21 protein-coding genes are annotated in these 24,892 nt (G+C 72.5%); 9 read left to right on the top strand and 12 right to left on the bottom strand.

All coding sequences use genetic code 11. The annotated features are described in order from the left end of the window. Position 1: 1 nt before the first annotated feature. The 3 genes from QIS99_RS15490 to QIS99_RS15480 all read right to left on the bottom strand — a co-directional run bounded on the left by QIS99_RS15490 (position 2) and on the right by QIS99_RS15480 (position 3,460). Positions 2-1,225: a low temperature requirement protein A gene (locus QIS99_RS15490; protein WP_349017300.1), complete on the bottom strand. Its 1,224-nt coding sequence runs from the start codon at positions 1,223-1,225 to the stop codon at positions 2-4. A 331-nt stretch (positions 1,226-1,556) separates the two neighbouring features. Next, a complete protein-coding gene (locus QIS99_RS15485; protein ID WP_282513917.1) occupies positions 1,557-2,456 on the bottom strand; it encodes a hypothetical protein in 900 nt (299 codons plus the stop codon). Between the two features lie 212 nt (positions 2,457-2,668). Then, positions 2,669-3,460 carry a PepSY domain-containing protein gene (locus tag QIS99_RS15480; protein WP_282513916.1) on the bottom strand — a complete coding sequence of 264 codons (792 nt, stop codon included), beginning with the start codon at positions 3,458-3,460 and terminating at the stop codon, positions 2,669-2,671. Positions 3,461-3,670: 210 nt separating this feature from the next. Here QIS99_RS15480 and QIS99_RS15475 point away from each other — a divergent pair, with 210 nt between their 5' ends. The 3 genes from QIS99_RS15475 (at position 3,671) to QIS99_RS15465 (ending at position 5,662) form a co-directional block, all read left to right on the top strand. Beyond that, positions 3,671-3,949 (top strand): hypothetical protein, encoded by a 279-nt coding sequence (locus QIS99_RS15475; RefSeq protein WP_282513915.1) that lies wholly within the window; start codon positions 3,671-3,673, stop codon positions 3,947-3,949. A gap of 52 nt (positions 3,950-4,001) precedes the next feature. After that, positions 4,002-4,484 (top strand): GNAT family N-acetyltransferase, encoded by a 483-nt coding sequence (locus tag QIS99_RS15470; RefSeq protein WP_282513914.1) that lies wholly within the window; start codon positions 4,002-4,004, stop codon positions 4,482-4,484. Positions 4,485-4,804: 320 nt separating this feature from the next. Beyond that, complete coding sequence (locus QIS99_RS15465; RefSeq protein ID WP_282513913.1) at positions 4,805-5,662, top strand: NAD(P)H-binding protein; 858 nt, start codon at positions 4,805-4,807, stop codon at positions 5,660-5,662. 254 nt (positions 5,663-5,916) lie between these two features. On the opposite strand, the gene QIS99_RS15460 is transcribed toward QIS99_RS15465, so the two are convergent. Further along, positions 5,917-6,498 (bottom strand): TMEM165/GDT1 family protein, encoded by a 582-nt coding sequence (locus QIS99_RS15460; protein ID WP_282513912.1) that lies wholly within the window; start codon positions 6,496-6,498, stop codon positions 5,917-5,919. 433 nt (positions 6,499-6,931) lie between these two features. Here QIS99_RS15460 and QIS99_RS15455 point away from each other — a divergent pair, with 433 nt between their 5' ends. Beyond that, complete coding sequence (locus QIS99_RS15455; protein WP_282513910.1) at positions 6,932-7,513, top strand: GNAT family N-acetyltransferase; 582 nt, start codon at positions 6,932-6,934, stop codon at positions 7,511-7,513. A 67-nt stretch (positions 7,514-7,580) separates the two neighbouring features. Here QIS99_RS15455 and QIS99_RS15450 read toward each other — a convergent pair whose 3' ends face one another. Next, the gene (locus QIS99_RS15450) at positions 7,581-8,867 is read right to left on the bottom strand and encodes an MFS transporter (RefSeq protein ID WP_282513909.1); all 1,287 of its coding nucleotides are present in this window, start codon (positions 8,865-8,867) and stop codon (positions 7,581-7,583) included. A gap of 105 nt (positions 8,868-8,972) precedes the next feature. Here QIS99_RS15450 and QIS99_RS15445 point away from each other — a divergent pair, with 105 nt between their 5' ends. The 4 genes from QIS99_RS15445 to QIS99_RS15430 all read left to right on the top strand — a co-directional run bounded on the left by QIS99_RS15445 (position 8,973) and on the right by QIS99_RS15430 (position 11,532). Continuing rightward, the gene (locus QIS99_RS15445; RefSeq protein WP_282513908.1) at positions 8,973-9,332 is read left to right on the top strand and encodes an ArsR/SmtB family transcription factor; all 360 of its coding nucleotides are present in this window, start codon (positions 8,973-8,975) and stop codon (positions 9,330-9,332) included. Positions 9,333-9,597: 265 nt separating this feature from the next. Next, positions 9,598-10,680 carry a phosphate ABC transporter substrate-binding protein PstS gene (gene pstS / locus QIS99_RS15440; protein WP_282513907.1) on the top strand — a complete coding sequence of 361 codons (1,083 nt, stop codon included), beginning with the start codon at positions 9,598-9,600 and terminating at the stop codon, positions 10,678-10,680. Positions 10,681-10,749: 69 nt separating this feature from the next. Beyond that, on the top strand, positions 10,750-11,151 hold the full coding sequence (locus QIS99_RS15435) for an ArsR/SmtB family transcription factor (protein WP_282513906.1): 402 nt from the start codon (positions 10,750-10,752) through the stop codon (positions 11,149-11,151). Positions 11,152-11,196: 45 nt separating this feature from the next. Beyond that, positions 11,197-11,532 carry a YnfA family protein gene (locus tag QIS99_RS15430; protein WP_282513905.1) on the top strand — a complete coding sequence of 112 codons (336 nt, stop codon included), beginning with the start codon at positions 11,197-11,199 and terminating at the stop codon, positions 11,530-11,532. A gap of 12 nt (positions 11,533-11,544) precedes the next feature. Here QIS99_RS15430 and QIS99_RS15425 read toward each other — a convergent pair whose 3' ends face one another. From QIS99_RS15425 to katG, 3 genes are all read right to left on the bottom strand, one after another. After that, positions 11,545-13,971 (bottom strand): DUF6333 family protein, encoded by a 2,427-nt coding sequence (locus QIS99_RS15425; RefSeq protein ID WP_282513904.1) that lies wholly within the window; start codon positions 13,969-13,971, stop codon positions 11,545-11,547. A 136-nt stretch (positions 13,972-14,107) separates the two neighbouring features. Further along, entirely contained in the window at positions 14,108-14,758 is a 651-nt protein-coding gene (locus QIS99_RS15420; RefSeq protein WP_282513903.1) for a GntR family transcriptional regulator, read from the bottom strand. Positions 14,759-15,085: 327 nt separating this feature from the next. Further along, positions 15,086-17,302: a catalase/peroxidase HPI gene (gene katG, locus QIS99_RS15415; RefSeq protein ID WP_282513902.1), complete on the bottom strand. Its 2,217-nt coding sequence runs from the start codon at positions 17,300-17,302 to the stop codon at positions 15,086-15,088. 249 nt (positions 17,303-17,551) lie between these two features. On the opposite strand from katG, the gene QIS99_RS15410 reads away from it, so the two are divergent. After that, the gene (locus tag QIS99_RS15410) at positions 17,552-17,968 is read left to right on the top strand and encodes a Fur family transcriptional regulator (RefSeq protein WP_282513901.1); all 417 of its coding nucleotides are present in this window, start codon (positions 17,552-17,554) and stop codon (positions 17,966-17,968) included. A 23-nt stretch (positions 17,969-17,991) separates the two neighbouring features. On the opposite strand, the gene QIS99_RS15405 is transcribed toward QIS99_RS15410, so the two are convergent. From QIS99_RS15405 to cobN, 4 genes are all read right to left on the bottom strand, one after another. Beyond that, the gene (locus QIS99_RS15405) at positions 17,992-19,008 is read right to left on the bottom strand and encodes an ABC transporter substrate-binding protein (protein WP_282513899.1); all 1,017 of its coding nucleotides are present in this window, start codon (positions 19,006-19,008) and stop codon (positions 17,992-17,994) included. Further along, positions 18,996-19,835 (bottom strand): ABC transporter ATP-binding protein, encoded by an 840-nt coding sequence (locus tag QIS99_RS15400; protein WP_282513898.1) that lies wholly within the window; start codon positions 19,833-19,835, stop codon positions 18,996-18,998. Before QIS99_RS15400 ends, QIS99_RS15405 begins: the two co-directional genes overlap by 13 nt. Positions 19,836-19,883: 48 nt before the next feature. Beyond that, positions 19,884-20,966, bottom strand: coding sequence for a FecCD family ABC transporter permease (locus QIS99_RS15395; protein WP_408909565.1), 1,083 nt, complete (start codon positions 20,964-20,966; stop codon positions 19,884-19,886). Positions 20,967-21,259: 293 nt separating this feature from the next. After that, the gene (gene cobN / locus QIS99_RS15390; RefSeq protein WP_282513896.1) at positions 21,260-24,856 is read right to left on the bottom strand and encodes a cobaltochelatase subunit CobN; all 3,597 of its coding nucleotides are present in this window, start codon (positions 24,854-24,856) and stop codon (positions 21,260-21,262) included. Positions 24,857-24,892 lie beyond the last annotated feature (36 nt).

Genomic DNA, 24,892 nt, shown 5'->3' with positions numbered 1-24,892 from the left:
CTCAACCGTCCCGGCCGAAGCCCGCCAGCACGGCTCGCTGATGGCGGTGGCCGATCGTCTCGAAGCCGATGACCGTGACGAACGGGGCGAGCGTCACCACGAGCAGGCAGACCGACAGCGCGACGCCCGCCGTCGACAGGAGGACCGCCGCGACGAGGACCAGCACGCTCAGGGCGATGAGCAGCGCGTGGAAGCGGTCGGCGCCGGACAGCAGGAGCGTGTGGAGCACGTAGACCATGAGGATGTAGAGGCCGACGGGGACGGCGAGCGAGAGGACCACCGCGGGCTCGCCGAGCTTCGTGTGGTGCTCCAGCTGCAGCCCCGCCACGTGCAGCCCCGCTCCGGCGCCCGCGATGCCGATGAACAGCAGGATGTGCCCGTATCCGAAGAGGTAGCCGCGGCCGCGGCGGAAGACCAGGATGTCGCCGAAGGGCGTCGCGAAGTACACCCACCACATGGCGAAGGTGAGGCCGACGCCCGCGACGACGACGGCCACCGCGTCCGCGCTCCAGTGCGTGCCGTCCGCCCCGCCGAACAGCTCGCCCGAGGAGGCGACGGTGCCGACGACGCCCTCGCCGAGGGTGATGATGGCGAACAGGGCGTACCGCTCGGCGACGTGGTGCGGGTGCCACGGTGTGCCGCCCGCCCTGCCCTGGCTGAGGACGGGCAGGAGCAGCTCCAGGGCGCCGAGCAGGATGAACGCGGCGAAGGCGAGGCCGAGCGGGAGCCCGGTGGCGAAGGCGAGCGCGATCCAGCCGAGCTGCGCGATCACGGTCCAGCGGATGTTGGCGCGGCCGACGTGCCGGAACCCGGGCGACTCGCGGGACGCGCGCCACCACTGCGAGACCATCGCGACGCGCATGATCACGTACCCGATGACGATGCCCCGCAGTTCGAGGTGGTCGCCCTCCTCGACGGCGTGGAAGAACGCGGGCAGACCGAGCGCGAACACGACGACGCCCATCATCTGGACCATCGTCAGAACCCGGTCGAGCCAGTCGTCGGTGCCGAACGCGGAGGCGAACCAGGTGAAGCTGATCCAGGCGACGCTGATGGCGAACATCGCCATGACGAACGCCGTGACCGCCTGCACCGCGTGGTCCTCCGCGAGCATCTCGGCGAAGTGGTGCGCGGCGGTGCCGACGGCGACGACGAAGGTCAGGTCGAAGAGCAGTTCAAGGGGGGTGGCGGCGCGGTGGTGTTCGGCGGGGTCGCGGCCGGCCATGCGGATCCGGCTGTGCGCCACGCGGCCGCGCCCACCGCCCGCAGCGGCGGCGGCACTGTCATCGGGGGTGCCCATGTGCACGATGATCCCGGATGTCCCTGCGCCTTCAAGTCGGCCAGGCTCCCGTTCGGGCGGGGTCTGCCGGGTCTCCGTCGGCGCGGGGTGCCGCCTCTCGGCCGGGCGGGGTCTGCCGGCTCTCAGTCGGGGCGGGGTCTGCCAGCACCCGGGACCAGGGTCCCTGGCGCCCGCCGACACCCGCCGACACCCGCCGACACCCGCCGACGCCCCCGGGGCACGGTGCCGCCGTACGGCCCCGTGCCGGGGCAGGGGCTCAGCCGAGGTCGACCTGGCCGGGCGAGGCCGGGGCCGGGACCGGCGTGGGGTCCGGGGCCGGTGCGGGGTCGTTGTCCGGGGCCGGGGCCGGGGCCGGGTCCGCGTCAGGCGCGGGGGCGGGCTCCGGGGCGACGTCCGGGACCGGGACCGGGACCGGGTCCACGTCCGGGACCGGGTCGGCGTCGGGCTCGGGGGCCGGGGCCACGTCGGGGACCGGGGCGGGGTCGGGCTCGGGGGCCGGGTCGGTCCGGACCGAACTGATGCCACCCGTGTCGGTCAGCTCCACGCGGACGCCGTTGTTCTCGGCCGAGTCGGTGAACCCGTCGGCATCCAGGAGACCTATCTGCAGGTTGCCGCCGATCTCGGCCTGCCAGTGGTGCGCGGACAGCTTGTAGACCTTGGCGGGGGTGCCGTCGACCAGCGTGGCGATCCGCACGAGTTCCCGCCGCTCCACCGGCTCCGGCTTGGGCTCGGGCTTGGGGGCGGGCTTCGGCTCGGGCTTGGGGGCGGGCTTCGGCTTGGGGGCGGGCTTCGCGCGGTCGGCCCAGGAGCTGACCGCTCCGGCCGAACTGAGCTTGATGTGCAGCCCGTTGAGGTTCGCCGTCGCCGCGCGGCCCTTCGCCGTCAGCGTGCCCACCTGCTTGCCGTGGAACAGGACGACGGCCTGGTAGTGGGCCTTGCCGAGCTTGTACACCTTCGCGGTGTGCCCCTTCGCGGCCAGCTTCACGGTCTTCACGTAGACGCGCTTCGCCTTGCCGTGGGCGACGGCGCTCTCGACGGAGACCGGCGCGTGCTGACCGGTGGCGGCGACCGCCCCGGAGGCGGCGCCGAGGGAGAGGGCGGCTGCCGCGGTCGTGGCGATGATGCTGACGCGCAGGGCGCGGGGAGTCGTACGCATGGCGGGAGGGACCCTTCAGGGACTCGGTTTCAGGAGGTGCGCCGCCCGTTCGGGGCGACATCCATGAAGGTACGCAGCCCACATCAAAGCCATGCGTAAGGAATGTAACGGGACATATGCATGCACATTGCGAACTCCGCGGTAACGGAGACGGCCATGACAGGGCCCCGGTACCGGCTCTCTCCGGCACCGGGGCCCCACCCGCGAGACGCTCAGTCGCGGTCCACTTCCTCCTTCAGCACCTTCTTGTTCGTCGCATCGATGTCGTACGAGGTCTTGTTCCAGGTCTTGGTATCGATCACGTCGACGGACCAGATGGTCGCGCCCTGGTCGGTGTCGTCGAGCTCGACGGAGCTCACCGTGCCCTCCGCCTGACCGGTGGCGACGTCGGCCGCCTCCTGCGGCGTGATCTTGGCCTTGCCCAGGAGGTCGGCGAGCTGCCGCTTTTCGTCGGCGTCCGCGTCGGAATCGGCCTGCGGCTCGTCCGCCTGGCCGGAGACGGCGTCGACGCGCACGGTGGACGCGCTGCCGTCCGCCTTGGCCACCTCCGCCTCCCACCACGGCGCACCGTCAGGGTCGGCCTGGAGCTCGATCGCCACCGGCTTGGATTCCGGCACGGCCTCGACCGCGGCCGTGAGCGCCTTGTCGTAGGTCACCTTGACCTTGGGCAGCAGGGCCTTGCGCTCGGCCCGGTCGTCGGTGAGCGTGCTGCCGGGGCTCGGGGAGGCGGTGCCGCCGGGCGATTCGGTCGGGGACGCGGCGGGGCTCGGCGACTCGGTCGGGGACGTGGCAGGGCTCGGCGACTCGGTCGGGGACGCGGCGGGGCTCGGCGACTCGGTCTGGGCGGCTGCTGCGGCCTGCTTCGCCGCCGCGGCCTCGGACGTCTTCTCGCCGCCGCTGCCGTCGCTCCCGCAGCCGGTCACCAGACCGCCCGCCGCGGCGACGGCACACAGGTATCCGACCGCGCGCAGCCTGCGGGGCGCGCGAACGCGTTGAGTAAGCATGGGTGCACTTTCGGTTGCCATGCCCCTCAAGGTAGCCAGCGGCGATAAAAGGCGCATTCCGGACTCATCTGAGCGGTGGCGGTACGGATTTCACCGGCAACCGACCCGTCGCGTCCGCACCCCGGAAACCCGGCGGGACCTGCGACGGAAACCCGTTCCCAGCCCTTCGGTGCGGCCTGCCTGGGGCCGCCGGGCTTCGCGGTGTACGGAGTGGGGCTCGCGCCGGTGCACGTCTTCCGTACGGCCGACATCCACGACTTCCTGCCGCCCGTACTGGCCACGCTGCTCGCGTGGGAGATGGCACTGATCGACGTCATCACCGGGGCGTACGCCGAGGTGCCCGGGCTGGTCCGTACGATGTTCGTCCCGGGCGCGCCGCTGACGGTGACCGCGCTGTCCGCCCGGGAGGCGTACCGCCTCCGCCGCCGCCACGGCCTCACCCTGCGCGGCGCGGTGGCAGGGCCCGCGTTGCCCCCGTCCGGCGACTGAGGGCGAGCCGCGCAGGGCGACGTCCGTACGTTCACCCACCCCAGGAGCCCCCATGCCCGTCTCACCTCGTCTGGAAAAGATCACCGAGGACAACCTCGAAGTGGCACTCGGCATCCAAGTGCGTCCCGATCAGGCGCATTTGGTGGCCCCGGTCGTGAAGTCGCTCGCCGAGGCGTACGTACATCCCCGGTTGGCCTGGCCGCGGCTCATCCTCGACGGAGACCGGGCCGTCGGCTTCCTGATGGCGTTCCTCGACGCCGACTTCGAGCCGGACAGGGCGTCCCCCGCGGCTATCGACCTGCGTTCCGGCCTGTGGCGGCTGAACATCGCGGCGGATGAACAGGGCCGCGGATACGGCAGGTTCGCCGTCCAGTGCGTCTCCGACGAGATCCGCAGGCGGGGCGGCGAGCGGCTGACCGTCACCTGGCACCCGGGCGAGGACGGCCCCGAGAAGTTCTACGTGAAGCTGGGCTTCGTGCCGACGGGCGAGTTCAGCGGGGGCCAAGTGGTGGGCGAGCGCGGGCTGTTGCCGTAGGCGTCGATGCCGGTGCCGCCAGCCGCTGGAAGTCGCCGTACGAGAGCACCCCCGCCCCGCCAGGCCGCCCGTCCCGACAGGCCGCAGCGCACGCCGAGCGCGGCGAGCTCCGGGTGCGCCCTGCGCGTGGCGCCGACCGCCGCGGCCGCCCGTGTTGCGCTCGCCGTCCCGCGCACCGCCGACCGCCACTGCCCCGAACCCGCATGCCTCGCCGACGCGTTGACGGCACCGCCGTGCATGGCCTGCGGGGGTGGCTGGTGCAGACGGCGACAGGAGCGCCGGCGCGGAATATCTTCCCCTCCCGCACAGCTCTCCCGATCATGAACACACAGAACGACGGCATCCTCGTCACCGGCTCAACCGGCAACCTGGGCCGCGAAGTAGTGGCCCGCCTCGACGCGTACGAGACCCCGCTCCGGGCCCTCGTACGGGACCCCGGGACCGCCCGGCTGCCGGACGGCGTCGCCGTGGCCACCGGCGACCTGTCAGCTCCGGGCGGCCTGGAGGACGCCGTCAAGGGGTGCGGGACCGTGTTCCTGATCTGGCCGTTCCTCACGACCGAGTACGCGCCCGCCGTCCTCGACGTACTCACCCGCCACGTGCGGCGCGTCGTGTACGTCTCCTCCTCCGGCGTGGCCGAGCACACTCGGCGGCAGAGCGACCCCATCAACCAACTGCACGCGGACATGGAGCAGTTGATCGCGTCGTCCGGCCTGGAGTGGACCTTTCTGAGGGCCGACACGCTCGCGTCCAACGCGCGCGCGTGGGCCGGGCAGATCCGGTCCACGCGGACCGTGCGGGGGCCGGACATCGCACCCACCGCCGTGGTGCACGAGCGGGACGTCGCCGAGGTCGCGGCGCTCGCGCTGACCGGTGACGGGCACGCGGGCGCCCGGCACGTCCTGACCGGCCCGCAGGTGCTGAGCCGGGCCGACCTGGTGCGCGCCGTCGGGGAGGCGACCGGCGTTCCGGCTCGCTTCGAGCCCGTGTCCGTGGAGGTCGCGCGCGAGCGCATGCTGGCCGACGGGCGGCCGCCCGCCCTCGTGGAGGCGCTGCTCGCCGCCGCCGCGGACCGGCCGGCCTCCGGCCTCGTCACCTCCACCGTCCAGGACCTCACCGGCGCCCCCGCGCGCACCTTCCGGTCCTGGGCCGAGGAGTATGCGTACCTCTTCCGCTGACGCGCCCCACGGACGACGCGCCCCACGGACGAGGCGGCCCGCCGGACCCGTGGTCCGGGGGCCGAGGTCCTGGGCGGTGCCGCCGACGCCGAGGACGTGCTGACGGAGGCGATCCGGACCGCGCCCGAGGTGAGCGAGGACGTGAGCGCCGGACCTTCGGCGCGACCCTCGACGCCGCGGGCGCGGCGGGCGCTGCGGGCGCGGTGCCGAATCGAGCACCGCGCCCGCAGCGTCAGCTCCAGGAGGTGTCTCCGCTAACCCGTGAACGCCTCGACGAGGGTCCAGATCGCGAGGACCGCCATGCAGGCCGCGCCGATGCGCTGCACGGTCTTCAGCGGGACGCGCTGTGCGATGAACTTGCCGACCAGGAGGGCCAGGGCCGAGACCGACATCAGCGCCGCGGCCGAGCCGATGGCGGTGGGGAGCCAGCCGTTGGTGGCGGCGAGGTTGGCGGTGGTGATCTGGGTGAGGTCGCCCCACTCGCTGATGAAGACCGCCATGAAGGCCGTGGTGTAGACGGGCCAGAAGCCGGTGACGGCGCGGCTCGCGCCGTCCTCGTCCTCGTCGTCCCCGCCGCGCAGCAGCACGAACGCGCCGAAGGCGAACAGGGCCGCCGAGACGAGCTTGACCACCATGGCCGGAAGGAGGCCGAGGAGGCTGCCTGCGCCCACGGCGATGGCGACATGGACGGCGAACGCGGTGGCCGTGCCGAACCACACGTACAAGGGGCGCATGCGGGTGCCCATGGCGAGCGACGCGAACATGGTCTTGTCGGGCAGTTCGGCGAGGAAGATCAGCCCGAAGGCGGTGAGGATCGCCAGGGGGTCGAGAGTCATGCCGGTACGGGTGCTTTCTGCTGGGCCGGGCCGGCGGGCTCGTGCGGCACCCGGTCGGGCGGCGGGGAGAACCCTTTCGGCCCGGCACGACGGAACCGCCCGCACGGTCGTGCGGGCAGGGTCATGCCTGGCCGAAGGTCTCGTCCGCCCCCGCACTCCGTGCGGCGGCCCGGTGGCCGGGACGTCTCGGACGTCCAGTGTGTCGACCAGCGGTTCTCGGGACTACTCCCCTTCGCGAACATCCATGCTACACACACCTTCCCGCGCGGTGAACCGGTGGACGGCGGAACGCGGCCCGGGCCCCGGCGGGACGGTCGGTCGTCGCAGTCCTCGGCCGGGGGCGTGGGCCATGCCGAGGCGCCGCGCCGCCGTGCGGTTCTGCTGGGGGCGTCCGCTCGGCGCGGCTGGGCGCGGACCGTGGCATCGTGAGGCCATGCCCCTCACCGTCCGCCCGGCCACCGCGTTCGCGGACGTCCGCGCCCTGGTCGGCCCCAAGTCACCACAGGCCAACGTGTGCTGGTGCCTCAGCTACCGGATTCCGTCGAAGCTCAACAACGAGCTGCGGGGCCCTGCGCGGGGTGCGTACATGGCCGAACTGTGCCGCGCCGAGCCCGCGCCGGGGGTCATCGCGTACGACGGGGACGTGCCGGTCGGCTGGGCGGCGGTGGCGCCGCGCTCGGTGACCGCGTTCGCGCACAGCCGGAAGATCCCGTACGTGGACGACCTGCCGGTGTGGTCGCTGTGGTGCGTCCGCGTCCGCCCCGGCCACCGCAAGCAGGGCGTCTCGCACACGCTGATCGCCGGCGCCGTCGACTACGCCCGCGCGTGCGGCGCCCCGGCGATCGAGGCCTATCCCCTGGACAACGGGGACGCCCGGGTGGATTTGACGATGGCGTACCCGGGCCTGCGCAGGAACTTCGAGCGCGCGGGTTTCACGTACGCGTCCGACACGACGTCCGTGCTCGCCGGGCACCCCCGCGTGATCATGCGGCGCCTGCTCGTGCCTGGGCCGTAGAGGCGTCTCCCCGAGGGCTGGGCGGCGACCGGCGCGGGCACCGCCGCTCGCCGTCCACTCCGCGAACTCAGCCCGGCCGGCGCTTGAGGGCGAGCCCGGAGGGCGCTGGGGCACCCCCGGCCGACGGCACGGATGGCGGTCCGGAAGAGACCGCGTCCCCGCTCGGCCAGAGCCACGTCGCCGCGACCGCCCCCGTCAGCGCCACCGCACCGAGCACCCACCCCGCGACCCCCGCCCCCGCGCTCGCCCCGACCCAGCCCGCCAGCGGGTACGTGAGCAGCCAGCACGCGTGGCTCAGCGAGAACTGTGCCGCGAACGCCGCCGGCAGGCCGCTGGGCGGGGTCGAGCGGCGCAGCAGGCGGCCGGTCGGGGTGAGGAGCGCCGAGCTCGCCGCGCCGAACGCGCACCAGGCGGTGAGCAGGGCCGGCCAGGACGGTCCGCCGAGCGTGGCGAGTCCGTACGCGGTGAACACGGCGGGCAGCGCGAACGCCGCGGGCAGCATCACCGCACGGTCGCCCACCCGGTCCAGGACGCGCGGCAGCAGCAGGGCGACGGCCATCGACCCCGCCCCGTACGCGGCGAGCGCGACCGAGACCGCGCCGGCGGAGCGGCCGAGGTCGTGGCGGACCAGGACCACGGTGTGCACGATGACCATGGCGCCCGCGGCCGCCACCGCCAGGTCGAGGGCGAGCAGCGCCCGCAGCCGGGGCGTGGCGCAGAACAGGCGGATGCCGCACGTCGCCCGGCGGACGGATCCGCGCGGACCGTCGGCGCGCGCGGAAGGCGGCGGCAGGACGCAGGAGACGACGAGCGCGGCGGAGGCGAGGAAGCCCGCACTCGTGCCTGCGAACAGCCAGTCGTACGAGACAAGGGACAGCAGGCCCGCCGCCAGGGCCGGGCTGAACAGGCTCTCCAGGTCGTAGGCGAGCCGGGACAGGGACAGGGCGCGGGTGTAGTCCCGCTCGTCCGGCAGCACGGCGGGCAGCGCGGCCTGGAACGTCGGCGTGAACGCGGCCGAGGCGGCCTGGAGCAGCAGGATCAGGACGTAGACCTGCCAGATCTGCGTGACGAACGGAAGGGCCAGGGCGACCGTCGCGCGGGCCAGGTCCGTGGCCACGAGCAGCGTGCGCCGGGGTATGCGGTGCGCGACCGCGTCGACCAGCGGCGCGACCGTCACGTACGCCACCATCTTGATCGCAAGCGCGGTGCCGAGGACCGCCGAGGCGTCCTCGCCCGCGAGGTCGTACGCGAGCAGCCCGAGCGCCACCGTGGCAAGCCCGGTGCCGACCAGGGCCACGACCTGGGCGGTGAACAGGCGGCGGTAGGTGCGGTTGCGCAGCGGCACGGCCGGCACGGGGCCTCCCCTCGCCTGGGTTCAGAAGCAGCACCTCCACGGTACCTATAGGTGCGCACCTGCGCACGTATGCATACGACGAGGGCGGCGGTCTACGATGAACGCATGCCGGGACGCGAACCGACCTCAGTTGCGAGCAGTACGCATGAACGCGCGCCGGGGCCCGAGCAGTTGCGGACCGCCTCGTCGGTCTTCGCGCTGCTCGCCGACCCGACGCGGCTGCACGTGCTGTGGCTCCTGGCCCAGGGCGAGCGGGACGTGACCGAGCTGACCACCGCGAGCGGCGCCGCCCGTACCGCCGTCAGCCAGCACCTCGCCAAGCTGCGCCTCGCCGGACTCGTGCACGCCCGCAAGGAGGGGCGGCGCGCGGTCTACGCCCTCACCGACGGGCACCTGCGCCGCCTGGTCGTCGAGGCGCTGAGCCACGCCGACCATCAGGTCACCGGGGAACCCTGGCACTCCTGAGCGGGCGCGACCTGCGCACGGCACCTGTCATTGATGTGTACGTAACCTTCCGTTTCCCTGGATTCCGCCCCGCCGCCCCTCTGGTCCGTGATCATCCCTGATCATCCGTGATCGATCACCGGAGCCGAGCAGGGACTCCGGGCAGGGCTCCGAGCAGGCCTGCGGGCAGGGCTCCGAGCAGGACCGCCGAGAAGGACTGGGGACACAGGTGCAGCGCCGTCGCAGGGTAGGCAGCAGCCGCAAGGCCGTTCGGAGCACGAGTGCCGTGGCGGTGGGCAGTCTGCTGCTCGCGGGCTGCGGGCTCGTGGGCTCGTCCGACGACGGGGCGGAACGGCCCGCCGCGAAGCCCGCCTCGGTCGTCGAGCTGGACTGCGCGGAGCGCGGGCAGGTCGCGGGCGCCGGGTCGAGCGCGCAGCAGAACGCGATGAAGTACTGGATGAAGGAGTACCAACGGGCCTGCCCGGGCGTGCAGATCGCCTACAACCCGCTGGGCTCCGGGGCCGGGGTCGCCCAGTTCCTGCGCGGCGCCACCGCGTTCGGCGGCTCGGACAGCGCGCTCAGGGACGACGAGGTGCGGCTCTCCGAGAAGATCTGCGCGGGCGGGCGGGCCATCAACCTGCCGATGGCCGGCGGGCCCGTCGCCATCGGCTTCAACCTGCCGGGCGTGGACGAGCTGGTCCTCGACGCCCCGACCCTCGCGCGGCTCTTCGACGGGCGCATCACCAGCTGGGACGACCCGCGGATCAAGAAGCTCAACCCGGGCGTCGACCTGCCCGCCACACCGGTCGACCCGGTGCACCGCTCGGACGACTCGGGCACCACGCAGAACTTCCAGGCGTACCTGTCGGAGGCGGCCGGGGACGCCTGGCCCTACCCGGCGGAGAAGAAGTGGCAGGGGCGCGGCGGCAGTTCGGCGTCCGGGTCGAAGGGGGTGGCCACGGCGGTGAGCTCGACGACCGGGGCGATCGGCTATCTCGACCTGTCCGTGGCCGTGCAGCGGCACGTCGGCACGGTCAGCGTGGACACCGGCGCCGAGCGGCCCGTCGCCCCGACCCCGCAGAGCGCGTCGAAGGGCATCGCCGAGGCGCGCACCGTCGGCCGGGGCAAGGACCTGTCCCTGGAGTTCGACTACGAGACCTCCGCCGAAGGCGCGTACCCGATCGTCCTTGTCACGTACGAGATCGTCTGCGACCGGGGCAACCAGGCAGGTTCCCTGCCCGGCCTCAAGTCCTTCCTCACGTACACGGCGAGCACGGAGGGCCAGCGGGTGCTGCCGCGCCTGCACTACGCGCCGCTGCCGAAACAGCTGGCGACCGAGGTGCGGCAGGTCATCCGTACGCTGGCGTAGGCCGGACCCGAGGGAAACCGCCCCGGACCGCACCCCTCTCCGTAATTCGACGTATGCCAAAATAGGTGTATGTCGAATGCTGAGGCTGTTCCCTCGGAGACTGTGATTCCGGTTCCCTCGGAGGATGCGGTTCCGGTTCCCTGCTGCCCTCCCCTCACTGAGCGTCCGTTCTCGACGGAGGAGGCCGAGCGGGCGGCGCCGATGTTCAAGGCGCTCGGTGATCCGGTGCGGCTGCGCCTGTTCTCGCTCGTGGCCTCGCACGCGGGCGGCGAGGCCTGTGTCTGCGACATCTCGGACGTCGGCGTCTCGCAGCCGACGGTCTCGCACCACCTGAAGAAGCTGAAGCAGGCAGGCCTGCTGTCGTCCGAGCGCCGGGGCACCTGGGTCTACTACCGGGTCGAGCCGTCCGTACTCGCCGCGATGGGGCACCTCCTTTCGCCTGGTTCGCCCTCTGGTTCTGGTTCCGTCTGAGGATTTCGTCCGTCCACCGCTCTCTTCCCCAAGGACCCTCCCGCCGTGCTCGTCGCCCGCTCCGTCGCCCTGTTCCTCGTCGCCGCCCTGTTCGAGATCGGCGGTGCCTGGCTGGTGTGGCAGGGCATCCGTGAGCACAAGGGCTGGATCTGGATCGGCGCGGGGGTGATCGCCCTCGGCCTGTACGGCGTGGTCGCCACCCTTCAGTCCGACGACAACTTCGGGCGCATCCTCGCCGCGTACGGCGGGATCTTCGTGGCCGGGTCGATCGCCTGGGGCATGGTCGCCGACGGCTACCGGCCCGACCGCTTCGACGTCATCGGCTCCCTCATCTGCCTGGCCGGAATGGCCGTGATCATGTACGCCCCACGGGGCCACTGAGTCCGGGCCGCCTCAGCTTCCGAACCACACCTCCCCCAGGTGGAACTCGGCGTCGTCCGTGCGCCGGACGTGGAACACCGAGACCTGCCGGCCGGCCTGCCACGCGGGCCGGTCGCCGCCGAGGGCGAGCACGCCGAGTTCCGGCCATTCCCGCTGGCTGGGCCGCTCGTCGAGGTCGAAGCCCGCTTCCGCCGCCGACGCCGGGTCCACTCCGAGGGCGCGCAGCACGGCCTCCGGGTCGCCTACGACCTCCCAGTCCTCGTCGCAGTCCCAGCCGCCGGCGATCACCTCCTCGCCGCTCGGCAGGACCACGGCGTCCTGGAGGTAACTGTTGCCGTAGTCCATGTCCACCGAGCCGACGATCCGGGCCTCCGCGTGACGGGCCCGCTGGCGGTCCACCTCCCGGGCCAGGGCCTCCGTCAGCAGGTCGCTGCCGAGCGCCGGCTCGACGATGTGGACGACGTTGCCCCAGCAGCCGACCGCGACCCGGTCGAGGTCGGCCCGGACCTCGACCATCGGCAGCTCCGTCGCCGGTACACAGGGCAATTCCTCCACGACCTCCGCGACCGTGCCCAGCGCCGCCACGAACTGCCGGGCCCGCACCGGGTCGTGGGCGGTCGGAGCCGCGGACGTTTCCGCGGGCTGGTCGCGGGACGGATTCGGGAAGGGCGGGAAGAGCAGGGTCAGAGTGGCGCCGCTGCCCCACTTGGGCCGCACCTCGTCGGTGGGGCTCGGGGCCCGCTCCTCCTCTCGCGCCGTCCCGGTCCCCCGCCTCCCGTAGCCGTCCAGGACCTCGCTGAGGCGTTCGTCCGGGTCGTCGCGGGCGATCAGGCCGCGCAGGTGGCCCAGGGGTGCGCAGACGTATTCCTGGTCGTCCTCCGGGTCGTCGAGTTCGTCGAGTTCATTCAGGCCGTCGAGTTCGTCCAGGTCGTCCAGGCCGGATGTGTCGTCCCCGTCGGACTCGGAGTCGGCCTCGTCCCGGTTCCGTTCGAGCACCACGGGCTCGTCGTACGGGTCGGCGTCCTCCGGTTCGGGGCACAGGCTCCAGCGGGCGTCGCGGTGGCGGACCTGGACCTCGCCCAGGTACCAGGCCGCGCCCTGGACGAAGGGGTCCTGCCCTGCGGCCGCGATGTCCTCGTACGTGGCGAAGCGTTCGCGGACGAGGGCGCCGAGGCGGTCCAGGCTCTCCGGTGAGAAGTCCCAGGCCTCGGGTCCGCCGCCGGCCACTTCGGCCCAGGCGGGGAAGGCCTCACGACGCTCGGCGAGGTAGGCGTTCAGGCGCGGGTTGTCGTGCCAGTCCGGGTCCTTGAGGTGCGGGTCGGCCTCCAACTCGCCAAGTTCCGCGGCCAGTTCCTCGCGCTGGTCGTCGGTGAGGGGCGGGGGCAGGTGTTCCGGCGCCACCAGGGGCCACAGGATCTCGGGCCAGGGCTCGCCCGACGTCTTCTTCGGCCGGCCGCCGGCCCGGTGCTCCTCGCCGGGGTCGGGGAACCTGTCGACCACATCGCGCAGCCGCTCGCCGCGCAGGACGGCCCGCACCATCTCGGTGGGGTGCTCGGCCCAACCTGCGTAGCGCAGGGGCTGGGAGACGTAGATGGAGTCCGTCCAGTACGAGTCCACCGCGTACCAGGTCCCTGGTGGGGCCTCGGGGTTGGACTTGCGGAACTGCCAGTCGGCGTCCTTGGCGCGGACCACGCACTCCCCCACGTACCAGGCGACCATGATCCAGAAGTCGCGGTGGGCCACTCGGTCGTACTGCTCGACCGTGCCGAGGCGGTCGCGCAGCAGCTCTTCGAGGGCGTCGAGGGAGGCGCGTGAGAAGTCCCAGCGTTCGCGGCCGCCGCCCATCTGGTCGGCCCAGCCGCTCACGTACTCGTGGAAGCGTTCGTTCGGCCACTGCTGCCAGCGGTGGTAGGGCGCGTCGAGTTCGTGGCTTCGGACCCACGGGGTGCGGACGCGGTCGGGTTTCCAGCCCGCTCCGGCCGCCTTGCGGGCCACGACGGCCTTGCGCAGGCGCAGGGCCACCGTCGCGAAGATGTTCTCCGTCTTCTCGTAGACCGCCTGGCCGACCAGGAGGATCGGCACGATCGGCGCCAGGCCGAGGGCGGGGTCCGGCTGGACTGCGGGCATGCCGACGGAGCCCGCCTCCTCGTCCCACACCCAGCGGCCGCCGCCCTCGGCGAGCAGGGCCTCGCCGAGGTAGCCCGCGAGGCACTCCATGTACAGGGCCTGCGCGTGCGTGCCGTCGTCGGTGCCGTACAGCTGGACCAGGTCCTGTTCGAGGAGTCTCAGCGAGCCGATCGAGTAGTCGTGCTCCCAGTCCTCGCCGGTGAACTGGTCCACGAGCAGGTTCATGCGCTCGTGGAGGGTTTCGATCCAGATGTACAACGTGTGGGCGGGCGTGCCCTCTTGAGCGTCCTTGCCCGCGAGATAGGCGTCCATGGGTTCGAACGTAGGGCACGGCACTGACATCGCCGTGCGAGTGCGCTGCTCTCCCCTCCCCGCCCCTTCCCGAAGTCCTCAACGAACGGCTCCCCGGGGGCTGCGCCCCCAGCCGGCGCCGCCCTGGCCGCCGCACTCAGTCCTTGGCGGCCCGCAGGTGTGCGGCCGCCGCGCTGCGGCCCGACTCCAGGTGCTTCAGCACCAGCTCCTCGACGCGCGGCACGTCCCGGGCCGCGATCGCGTCGTACAGCTCCTCGTGCTCCTGCGCCACGGCGAGCAGGTCGTCGTGCCTGCTGAGCAGCCAGCGCATCCGGCTGCGCAGGGTCCGCTCCAACTCGCTGAGCAGCTCGTTCGCGGCCAGCCAGGTCACCGTCTGGTGGAAGTCGGCCGCGGCGCGGCGGGCGCGTACGGCGTCGCCCTCGCGGGCGGCCTCCAGCTCGGCGTCGAGGTCGGCGCGGAGCCGGTCGAGGCCGGCGCGGGTGCTGCGCTGCGCCGCGAGCCGGAACGTGAGCGTCTCCAGCGCGGACCGCACCTCGTCCAGGTCGGAGATGTCGGTGGGGCTGAACTCCCTTACGACCGCCCAGGTGCGGGGGCGGGGCGTCACCAGGCCCTCGTTCACGAGCACCTTGAGGGCGTCACGGACGGGCAGCCGGCTCACCCCGAGCTCGGCCGCGAGTTCACGCTCGACGAGCTTGCTGCCGGGGCGGCGCACACCGTCCAGAATGTCGTCCCGGAGCTGACGCGTGACCCGGTCCGACTCGGGCTCGAAGCCTTCACTACCTGCCATGCGGCACATTCTCTCATCAGGTCCAGGCCGAACAGCTTTGGTATACCACCGGAATCCCTCCGAATTTTCGCCGGAGCCCCCGTAGGAACCTCCGAGCCCCCTTCGTCCTACGCGGGTGCGTACCCCGGGTCCAGGGCGACGGGGTCAGGTGGGGCGGTCTTCGGTATGAGGCCACCCCAAACCCCTTGATGGCGAGCCCGGTTGGCCGCGCGGCGGGCTACGTCCCGTGGTCGTACATGGCGGTGGCCCCCGCCCGGCTGCTGTGCGCCGGGCGGGGGCCACCGCTCGTTCCTGTCGGCTCGGGCCCTGACTCTCAGGCCCGGGGCCTCACTTGAGGTCGAACCGGTCCAGCTCCATGACCTTCGTCCAGGCCGCGGCGAAGTCCTTGACGAACTTCTGCTTCGCGTCGTCGGAGGCGTACACCTCGGCGACGGCGCGGAGTTCGGAGTTGGAGCCGAAGACCAGGTCGGCACGGGTGCCGGTCCACTTGACGGCGCCGGAGGCGTCGCGGGCCTCGAACTGGTCCTGGGCCTCGGTCGTGGACTTCCACGTGGTGTCCAGGTCGAGCAGGTTGACGAAGAAGTCGTTCGTCAGCGTGCCCGGGTTGTCCGTGAGGACACCGTGCTTCGAACCGGCGTGGTTGGCGCCCAGGACGCGCAGGCCGCCGACGAGGACGGTCAGCTCGGGGGCGCTCAGGGTGAGCAGGTTGCCCTTGTCGAGCAGCAGGTACTCGGCGGGGAGGCGGTTGCCCTTGCCGACGTAGTTGCGGAAGCCGTCCGCGGCGGGCTCCAGGGCGGCGAAGGACTCGACGTCCGTCTGCTCCTGCGCGGCGTCCACACGGCCCGGCGTGAAGCCGACCTCGACCTCGACGCCGCCGTCCTTCGCGGCCTGCTCGACGGCCGCGGTGCCCGCGAGCACGATCAGGTCGGCCAGCGAAACCTGCTTGCCGCCCTTGGCGTTGAAGGACTCCTGGACGCCCTCAAGGGCGCGCAGGACGTGCGCGAGGCCGTCCGGGTTGTTGACCTCCCAGCTGCGCTGCGGCTCCAGGCGGATGCGGGCGCCGTTGGCACCGCCGCGCTTGTCGCTGCCGCGGAACGAGGACGCCGAGGCCCAGGCGGCCGAGACCAGCTGGGAGACGGTCAGGTCCGAGCCGAGGATCTGCTCCTTGAGGGAGGCGATGTCCGCGGCGTCGATCAGCTCACCCTCGCGGGCGGGCAGCGGGTCCTGCCAGAGCAGCTCCTCGGCGGGGACCTCCGGGCCGAGGTAGCGGACGACCGGGCCCATGTCACGGTGCGTCAGCTTGTACCAGGCGCGGGCGAAGGCGTCCGCGAATTCCTCCGGGTTCTCGTAGAACCGGCGGGAGATGGGCTCGTAGACCGGGTCGAGGCGCAGCGACAGGTCGGTCGTGAGCATCGTCGGCAGCTGCTTCTTCGACGCGTCGTACGCGTCCGGGATGATCGCCTCGGCGTTCTTCGCCACCCACTGGTTGGCGCCGGCCGGGCTCTGCGTCAGCTCGTACTCGTACTCGAAGAGGTTCTTGAAGAAGCCGTTGCTCCACTGGGTGGGCGTGGTGGTCCAGGTGACCTCAAGGCCGGACGTAATCGCGTCCTTGCCGACGCCGGTGTTGTGCGAGCTCTTCCAGCCGAGGCCCATCTGCTCCATCGGGGCGGCCTCGGGGTCGTCGCCGACCTTGGCGGCGTCACCGGCGCCGTGGGTCTTGCCGAAGGTGTGGCCGCCGGCGATGAGGGCGACGGTCTCCTCGTCGTTCATCGCCATGCGGCGGAAGGTCTCACGGATGTCGCGGGCCGCGGCGATCGGGTCCGGGTTGCCGTTGGGGCCCTCCGGGTTGACGTAGATGAGGCCCATCTGGACGGCGCCGAGCGGGTTCTCCAGCTCGCGGTCGCCGGTGTAGCGCTTGTCGTCGAGCCACACGGACTCGGGGCCCCAGTACACGTCCTCCTCGGGCTCCCACACGTCCTCGCGGCCGCCGGCGAAGCCGAAGGTCTTGAAGCCCATGGTCTCCAGGGCGACGTTGCCCGTGAGGATCATGAGGTCGGCCCAGGAGATGTTCTTGCCGTACTTCTTCTTGACGGGCCACAGCAGGCGGCGGGCCTTGTCGAGGCTGGCGTTGTCCGGCCAGCTGTTGAGCGGGGCGAAGCGCTGCTGGCCGGCGCCCGCGCCGCCGCGGCCGTCGCTGATGCGGTAGGTGCCGGCGCTGTGCCAGGCCATCCGGATCATCAGGGGGCCGTAGTTGCCGAAGTCGGCGGGCCACCAGTCCTGGGAGGTGGTGAGCACCTCGGCGATGTCCCGCTTGACGGCGGGAAGGTCGAGGGACTTGAACGCCTCGGCGTAGTCGAACTCCTCGCCCAGCGGGTTGGCCACCGCCGGGTTCTTGGCGAGGATCTTGAGGTTCAGCCGGTCCGGCCACCACTGGCGGTTGCCGCCGCCCTGGGTCGGGTGGGGCGCGCGCTGGTGCGCGACGGGGCAGCCACCCGCCTCCTCCGCCTTCGGGTCTGTGACGATCGCGTCGTGGTTCTCAGTCATGGAAATCCCTCTGCACTGTGACTATGCGGATCACGGTCTGGAACTTGGCGGCGGTGGGGTGGGGCGAGGCCGGGACTGAAGTCCCTCAACTCTCCTGCCCGCTCCCTTGGCTGTCGCTGGTGTCGATCCTACGATGGACGAAGTCCAAGTCAATACGACAGACAGAGCCGTACGCATTCCCGTATAGGTTCCGGGTAGGCGTTCATGCGGTGTTCGACGCACGCATACGCACAGTTAGGTGGGGTGGGGATGAGTGACCTGCTGGGACGACTTCGCGGGAGGGGCTGGCGGATGACCGCCCAGCGCCGTGTGGTGGCCGAGGTCCTGGACGGCGAGCATGTCCATCTGACGGCGGACGAGGTCCTGGCGCGGGCCACGGACCGGCTGCCGGAGATCTCCCGGGCGACGGTCTACAACACGCTCGGTGAGCTGGTGTCACTGGGCGAGGTCATCGAGGTGGCGACGGACGGCCGCGCGAAGCGGTACGACCCGAACGCGCACCGCCCGCACCAGCACCTGATCTGCTCGGGCTGCGGTGCGATCCGGGACGTGCACCCCGGCGGCGACCCGCTGGCCGACCTGCCGTCCTCGGAACGGTTCGGTTTCGCGGTCGCCGAGGCCGAGGTCACGTACCGGGGGCTGTGCCCGGGGTGTGCGACGGTCTGAGTGTGTCCCGGGTTCGGGCCGGGTCAGCGCTCGTCGGCGACCTTCCGCAGATAGGCGCCGAGGCGTTCGACGGCCGAGGGGTTGCGGGGGCTCTCGACGAGGTCCACGTAGTCCAGGGTGAAGATCCGGTCGTGCTTGACGGCGGACACGTCGCGCAGCGCGGGGTGCGACCGCAGGAAGTCCCGCTTCTGCCCGGCGCTCACCTCGCCGTAGTCGCAGACCACGATGACCTCGGGGTTCCGCTTGACGACGGTCTCCCAGCCGACGGTCGTCCAGGAGTCGGCCACGTCGTGCATCACGTTGACCCCGCCGGCCTTGCTGATGATCTGCTCCGGCGCGGCGTACCGGCCGCTGGTGAACGGCTGGTCCCTGCCGCTGTCGTACAGGAACACCCTGGGGCGGTCCGCGCCCTTGGGGGCCTCGGCCTGGACCGCGGCGACCCGCTGCTTGAAGTCGGCGATCAGCTTCTGCGCGCGCTCCTCGACGCCGAAGAGCTTCCCGAGGTTGGCGAGGTCGGTGTACAGGGCGTCGAGCGGCGGCATGATGCCGCGGGCGTCGTCGGCGCGGCCGCCCCGGCAGGACTCGGTGAGGACGTACGAGGAGATGCCGAGCTTCTTGAGGGCGTCCGGGGTGAGGCCCGCCTCCTCGCGGAAGCCGTAGTCCCAGCCCGCGAACACGAAGTCGCCCTTCGCGGCGAGCACGTTCTCCTTGGTCAGCTGGTCCTTGGACAGCCAGCGGACCTGGTCGTAACCGTCCTTCCACGGCACGGACTTGAGGTCGCCCTTGTCGTCGGGCATGGCGAACCCGGCCATGCGGTCCTCAAGGCCGAGCGCGAACATCAGCTCGGTGATGCCGACGTCGTTGGTGACGACCCGCTCGGGGACCTTGTCGTACGTGACCTTCTTGCCGCAGTTGGTGAGGGTCACCGCCGAGGACTTCGTCGACGGCTTCGCGGTGCCGGACGGCTCGACCTGCGCGCCGCAGCCGGCGGCGGTGAGGGTCGTGGCGAGGCAGAGGGCGGCGGCGGTCAGCTTGCGCATGGGGTCCTCACGGTGGGGTCGGGGGAAGGGGCGGGCGAGGAGGCGGGGCCGGTCGAGGCGCCGGGGCCGGACGGCAGCAGGTCGAAGAGGAGCTGGACGGCGCCGGTCTCCGGATGGCGTACGGGGTGGGCGCGGACGCCGAAGACCTCGGCGAGGAGCCCCGGGTCGAGGACGTCGTGCGGCGGGCCGGAGGCGACGATGCGGCCGGCGGCGATGACATAGAGGACGTCGCAGTGCGCGGCGGCCAGGTTGAGGTCGTGCAGGGCGGCGAGGACGGTGGGGCCGCTGTCGCGGACCAGGGACAGGACGTCCAGCTGGTGGGCGATGTCCAGGTGGTTGGTGGGTTCGTCGAGGACGAGGACCTGCGGTTCCTGGGCGAGGGCGCGGGCGAGCAGGACGCGCTGTTTCTCGCCGCCGGACAGGGCGAGGAAGCCGCGGTCGGCGAGGTGGCCGACGCCGGTGCGGGCGAGGGCGCGGGCGCAGATGTCGCGGTCCCCGGCGGCGGTGCGCTCGCGGTGCGGGAGGCGTCCCATGGCGACGACCTCGGCGACGGTGAAGTCGAACTCGGCGGTCGTCTCCTGCGGCAGCGCGGCCAGGACGCGGGCGGCGCTGCGCGGTTTCATCGCGTGCAGGTCGTCCCCGCCGAGCCGGACCGTTCCGGCGGCGGGCTTCAGGGCCCGGTACGCGCAGCGCAGCAGGGTCGACTTGCCGCTGCCGTTGGGGCCGACGAGGCCGACGAACGCGCCCTGTTCGACGGTGACGTGAATGTCCTCGACGAGGCGGGCCCCGGCGATCTCGACGGCGACGTCGTCCAGTTCAAGCCGCATGTGTCTCTCCTCTCAGCTGTGTCTCGCGTACGGCCGGGGTCACGTTCATCAGCGGCCGCCGAACGCGTAGCCGCCGCGCCGCATCAGCAGCAGGAAGGCGGGGACCCCGACCACGGCGGTGATCACTCCGACGGGCAGTTCGGCCGGGGCGAGCAGCACGCGGGACAGGACGTCCGCCCACACCAGGAGGGCCGCCCCGAGCAGCGGCGCGACGGCGAGGACGCGCCGGTGGTCGGCGCCGACGAGCATCCGTACGACGTGCGGGACCATCAGGCCGACGAAGCCGATGGCGCCGCTGACGGCGACGACCGTGCCGGTGACGGCGGCGGTGACGAAGAACAACTCGCGCCGCAGCCGCTCGGGTTGGACGCCGAGCGCGGCGGCGGTCTCGTCGCCGACCGAGAGGGCGTTGAGCGCTTCGGCGCGGGTGCGCAGCCAGGCCCACCCGGCGAGGACGGTGGCGCCGGCCAGCGGGACCGCCGCCCAGGTGGCGCCGCCGAGGCTGCCGAGCAGCCACATCATCACGGAGCGGGCGGCCTCGCCGCGGGCGGCCCCGAACACCATGACGGTGGTGACGGCCTCGAAGCCGAAGGCGAGTGCGGTGCCGGTGAGGATGAGGCGCAGCGGGGTGAAGCCGTACGGGGAGCGGGCCACGGCGTAGACGAGGACCATCGCGGCGAGCGCGGACAGGAACGCGGACGCGGACAGGGCCCACACGCCGAGACCGGCGAACGCGCCGAGCAGGATCACCAGGTTGGCGCCGACGGCGGCTCCGGAGGAGATGCCGAGGACGAACGGGTCGGCGAGGGCGTTGCGGACCATGGCCTGCACGGCCACGCCGACGGCGGCGAGCCCGGCCCCGACGACGGCGCCGAGGACGACGCGGGGCAGCCGGATCTCCCAGACGATGGTGTACGCCGCGGCGTCGCCCGCGGGCAGGGTGCCGCCGGTGAGTCCGGCGCGCAGGAAGCGGAGGACGTCGGACCGGGCGATGCTCGCGTCGCCGAGTGCGACGCCGCAGACGAGGGAGACGAGCAGCAGCGCGAGGAGTCCGAGGACCAGGGGTGGCAAGGGTATGCGGCTGGGGGTCCGCGGGGTACTCGGGGTGCTCTTGGTGGGACTTCGGCGCACGGTGGGGGCGGTCCTTCGCCTGGGGCCGCCTGCTGGACGGCGGTCAGGAGTCGCCCCGCAGTGCCGGATCGGCCGCGCGGTGCCCCCCTCTCGCAGTCCACGGCGAGCAGTCTTCGGGTCGCGGCCTCCCCCGGGCGATCGGGCTCGCGCGAGGACCGTGCGGTCCCCGCGCACACCGTTGCGGGTCAGCGCCGGACTTTCACCGGACTTCCCCCGCGGGAGGCGGGTTGGAGCGTAGCAAGCGGGCTTTGTCTTCCCCTACCCGCCCCTTGGGGAGCAGCACGCCGAGGCGGTCACTCCTCGCCGCCCTCCAGGTCCCCCTCCGTCTCCAGGTACGCCTGGCGCAGCGCTTCGAGGACCGCCGGGTCGGGCTTGGCCCACATGCCGCGGGACTCGGCCTCCAACAGCCGCTCCGCGATGCCGTGCAGGGCCCACGGGTTGGCCTCCTGCAGGAACTCGCGGTTGACCGGGTCGAGTACGTACGTCTCGGTGAGCTTGTCGTACATCCAGTCGGCGATCACGCCGGTCGTGGCGTCGTACCCGAAGAGGTAGTCGACCGTCGCCGCCAGCTCGAACGCGCCCTTGTAGCCGTGGCGGCGCATCGCCTCGATCCACTTGGGGTTGACCACGCGGGCGCGGAAGACGCGGCTGGTCTCCTCGACCAGCGTCCGCGTGCGGACCGTCTCGGGGCGGGTCGAGTCGCCGATGTACGCCTCGGGGGCCGTGCCGCGCAGGGCGCGGACCGTGGCGACCATGCCGCCGTGGTACTGGAAGTAGTCGTCGGAGTCGGCGATGTCGTGCTCGCGGGTGTCGGTGTTCTTGGCCGCGACCGCGATGCGCTTGTACGCCGTCTCCATCTGCTCGCGCGCCGGGCAGCCGTCCAGCTCACGGCCGTACGCGTAGCCGCCCCAGACCGAGTAGACCTCGGCGAGGTCGGCGTCGGTGCGCCAGTCGCGGGAGTCGATCAGCTGGAGGATGCCCGCGCCGTACGTGCCGGGGCGTGAGCCGAAGATGCGGGTGGTGGCGCGGCGTTCGTCGCCGTGTTCGGCCAGGTCGGCCTGGACGTGGGCGCGTACGTGGTTGACGGAGGCCGGTTCGTCGAGCGAGGCGGCCAGGCGTACCGCATCGTCGAGCAGCCCGATCGTGTGCGGGAACGCGTCCCGGAAGAAGCCGGAGATGCGCAGCGTCACGTCGATGCGGGGGCGGCCCAACTCCTCGGCGGGGACGGGCTCAAGGCCCGTGACGCGGCGGGAGGCGTCGTCCCAGACGGGGCGGACGCCGAGCAGGGCCAGGGCTTCGGCCACGTCGTCGCCCGCGGTACGCATCGCGCTCGTGCCCCAGAGAGAGAGGCCGACGGAGACGGGGTACTCGCCGTTGTCGTCCTTGTAGCGCTGGACGAGTGAGTCCGCGAGCGCCTGGCCCGTCTCCCAGGCGAGGCGGGACGGGACGGCCTTCGGGTCGACCGAGTAGAAGTTGCGGCCGGTCGGCAGGACGTTGACGAGGCCGCGCAGGGGCGAGCCGGACGGGCCCGCCGGGACGAAGCCGCCGTTCAGGGCGTGCAGGGCGTGGTCGAGCTCGGCGGTGGTGGCGGCGAGGCGGGGGACGACCTCGCGGGCGGCGAACTCCAGGATGGCGGCGACCTGTTCACCGTGTTCCGTGGGTACGGCGGCCGGGTCCCAGCCCGCGTCGTCCATGGCCTGGACGAGGGCGCGGGCCTTGTCCTCGGCCTCGTCGGCGGTGGTGCGGGTGGCGGCGGACTCGTCCAGGCCGAGGGCTTCGCGCAGGCCGGGCAGGGCCGTCGTACCGCCCCAGATCTGGCGGGCGCGGAGGATGGCGAGGACCAGGTTGACGCGGTCGGCGCCCGCGGGCGGGTTGCCGAGGACGTGCAGGCCGTCGCGGATCTGGGCGTCCTTGACCTCGCAGAGCCAGCCGTCGACGTGCAGCAGGAAGTCGTCGAAGCCGTCGTCGTCGGGGCGGTCCTGCAGCCCCAGGTCGTGGTCGAGCTTGGCGGCCTGGATGAGGGTCCAGATCTGGGCGCGGATGGCGGGCAGCTTGGCCGGGTCCATCGAGCTGATCTGGGCGTACTCGTCGAGGAGTTGCTCAAGTCGCGCGATGTCGCCGTACGAGTCGGCGCGGGCCATCGGCGGTACGAGGTGGTCGATCAGGGTGGCGTGCACACGGCGCTTGGCCTGGGTGCCCTCGCCCGGGTCGTTGACCAGGAACGGGTAGATGAGGGGGAGGTCGCCGAGGGCGGCGTCGGGGCCGCAGGCGGCGGAGAGGCCCGCGTTCTTGCCGGGCAGCCACTCCAGGTTGCCGTGCTTGCCGAGGTGGATCATCGCGTCCGCGCCGAAGCCGCCGTCGGCCGCGGAGGCGGCGATCCAGCGGTAGGCGGCGAGGTAGTGGTGCGAGGGCGGCAGGTCCGGGTCGTGGTAGATGGCGATGGGGTTCTCGCCGAAGCCGCGCGGGGGCTGGATGAGGATGAGGAGACTGCCGAAGCGGAGGGCGGCGAGGACGATGTCGCCGTCCGGGTTGCTGCTGCGGTCGACGAACATCTCGCCGGGCGCCGGGCCCCAGTGCTCCTCGACCGCCGTGCGCAGGTCCTCGGGCAGGGTCGCGTACCAGCGGCGGTAGTCGGCGGCCGGGATGCGGACGGGGTTGCGGGCCAGCTGCTCCTCGGTCAGCCACTCCTGGTCGTGGCCGCCCGCCTCGATGAGGGCGCGGATCAGCTCGTCCCCGTCGCCGGAGACGAGTCCCGGGATCTCGGCCTCGGACCCGAAGTCGTACCCCTCCTCCTTCAGGCGGCGCAGGAGCGCGACCGCGCTCGCGGGGGTGTCCAGGCCGACGGCGTTGCCGATGCGGGAGTGCTTCGTCGGGTACGCGGAGAGGACGAGGGCGAGGCGCTTCTCGGCGGCCGGAATGTGCCGAAGTCGCGCGTGGCGCACGGCGATTCCGGCGACGCGGGCGGCGCGCTCGGCGTCGGGGACGTACGCGGGCAGGCCGTCGGCGTCGATCTCCTTGAAGGAGAACGGGACGGTGATCAGGCGGCCGTCGAACTCCGGGACTGCGATCTGGCTGGCGGCGTCCAGCGGCGAGACGCCCTCGTCGTTCTCCTCCCAGGCGGCGCGCGAACCGGTCAGGCAGAGGGCCTGCAGGATCGGTACGTCGAGCTGGGTGAGGGCGCCCGCGTCCCAGGACTCGTCGTCGCCACCGGCGGAGGCCTCGGCGGGCTTGGTGCCGCCCGCGGCGAGGACGGTGGTGACGATGGCGTCCACCGAGCGCAGCTCGTCGACGAGTTCGGGCTCGGGGGCGCGAAGGGAGGCCACGTACAGCGGCTTGGGACGGCCGCCCGCCTCCTCGATGGCGTCGCAGAGGGCGCCGACGAAGGCGGTGTTGCCGCTCATGTGGTGGGCGCGGTAGTAGAGCACGGCGACGGACGGGCCGTCGATGCCGTCACGCGCGGTGCGCTCCAGGGGGCCCCAGGTCGGCGCGGCGGCGGGCGACTCGAAGCCGTGGCCGGTGAGCAGGACCGTGTCGGAGAGGAAGCGGGCGAGCTGCTCCAGGTTGGCCGGGCCGCCGTGCGCGAGGTACGCGTGCGCCTCGGCGGCGATGCCGACCGGCACCGTGGAGGCGGCCATCAGCTGGGCGTCCGGGGCCTGTTCACCGGTGAGGACGACGACGGGGCGGCCGTCGGCGAGGAGCAGGTCGAGCCCGTCCTGCCAGGCGCGGATGCCGCCGAGGAGGCGGACCACGACCAGGCCGACGCCGTCGAGGAGCGCGGGCAGCTCGTCCAGGGAGAGCCGCGAGGGGTTGGCGAAGCGGTACGGGACCGGTCCGTCGGCCGCACGGGCGCTCAGCAGGTCGGTGTCGGAGGTCGACAGGAGCAGGATCATGCGCGTGACGCCTTCCTCGGGGTCCGCGCCCCGGGT

This window comes from Streptomyces solicavernae, assembly GCF_029968095.1.
GTDB lineage: Bacteria > Actinomycetota > Actinomycetes > Streptomycetales > Streptomycetaceae > Streptomyces > Streptomyces solicavernae.
Note: the sequence above shows the minus strand (reverse complement) of the source record. Positions and strands in the feature narration are given on the sequence as shown.

Excerpts from the sequence above, each read along its gene's own strand:
- QIS99_RS15490 (WP_349017300.1), bottom strand. The coding sequence starts at position 1,225 with ATGGCCGGCCGCGACCCCGCCGAACACCACCGCGCCGCCACCCCCCTT.
- QIS99_RS15485 (WP_282513917.1), bottom strand. The coding sequence starts at position 2,456 with ATGCGTACGACTCCCCGCGCCCTGCGCGTCAGCATCATCGCCACGACC.
- QIS99_RS15480 (WP_282513916.1), bottom strand. The coding sequence starts at position 3,460 with ATGCTTACTCAACGCGTTCGCGCGCCCCGCAGGCTGCGCGCGGTCGGA.
- QIS99_RS15470 (WP_282513914.1), top strand. The coding sequence starts at position 4,002 with ATGCCCGTCTCACCTCGTCTGGAAAAGATCACCGAGGACAACCTCGAA.
- QIS99_RS15465 (WP_282513913.1), top strand. The coding sequence starts at position 4,805 with ATGAACACACAGAACGACGGCATCCTCGTCACCGGCTCAACCGGCAAC.
- QIS99_RS15460 (WP_282513912.1), bottom strand. The coding sequence starts at position 6,498 with ATGACTCTCGACCCCCTGGCGATCCTCACCGCCTTCGGGCTGATCTTC.
- QIS99_RS15455 (WP_282513910.1), top strand. The coding sequence starts at position 6,932 with ATGCCCCTCACCGTCCGCCCGGCCACCGCGTTCGCGGACGTCCGCGCC.
- QIS99_RS15445 (WP_282513908.1), top strand. The coding sequence starts at position 8,973 with ATGCCGGGACGCGAACCGACCTCAGTTGCGAGCAGTACGCATGAACGC.
- QIS99_RS15435 (WP_282513906.1), top strand. The coding sequence starts at position 10,750 with ATGTCGAATGCTGAGGCTGTTCCCTCGGAGACTGTGATTCCGGTTCCC.
- QIS99_RS15425 (WP_282513904.1), bottom strand. The coding sequence starts at position 13,971 with ATGGACGCCTATCTCGCGGGCAAGGACGCTCAAGAGGGCACGCCCGCC.
- QIS99_RS15420 (WP_282513903.1), bottom strand. The coding sequence starts at position 14,758 with ATGGCAGGTAGTGAAGGCTTCGAGCCCGAGTCGGACCGGGTCACGCGT.
- katG (WP_282513902.1), bottom strand. The coding sequence starts at position 17,302 with ATGACTGAGAACCACGACGCGATCGTCACAGACCCGAAGGCGGAGGAG.
- QIS99_RS15410 (WP_282513901.1), top strand. The coding sequence starts at position 17,552 with ATGAGTGACCTGCTGGGACGACTTCGCGGGAGGGGCTGGCGGATGACC.
- QIS99_RS15405 (WP_282513899.1), bottom strand. The coding sequence starts at position 19,008 with ATGCGCAAGCTGACCGCCGCCGCCCTCTGCCTCGCCACGACCCTCACC.
- QIS99_RS15400 (WP_282513898.1), bottom strand. The coding sequence starts at position 19,835 with ATGCGGCTTGAACTGGACGACGTCGCCGTCGAGATCGCCGGGGCCCGC.
- cobN (WP_282513896.1), bottom strand. The coding sequence starts at position 24,856 with ATGATCCTGCTCCTGTCGACCTCCGACACCGACCTGCTGAGCGCCCGT.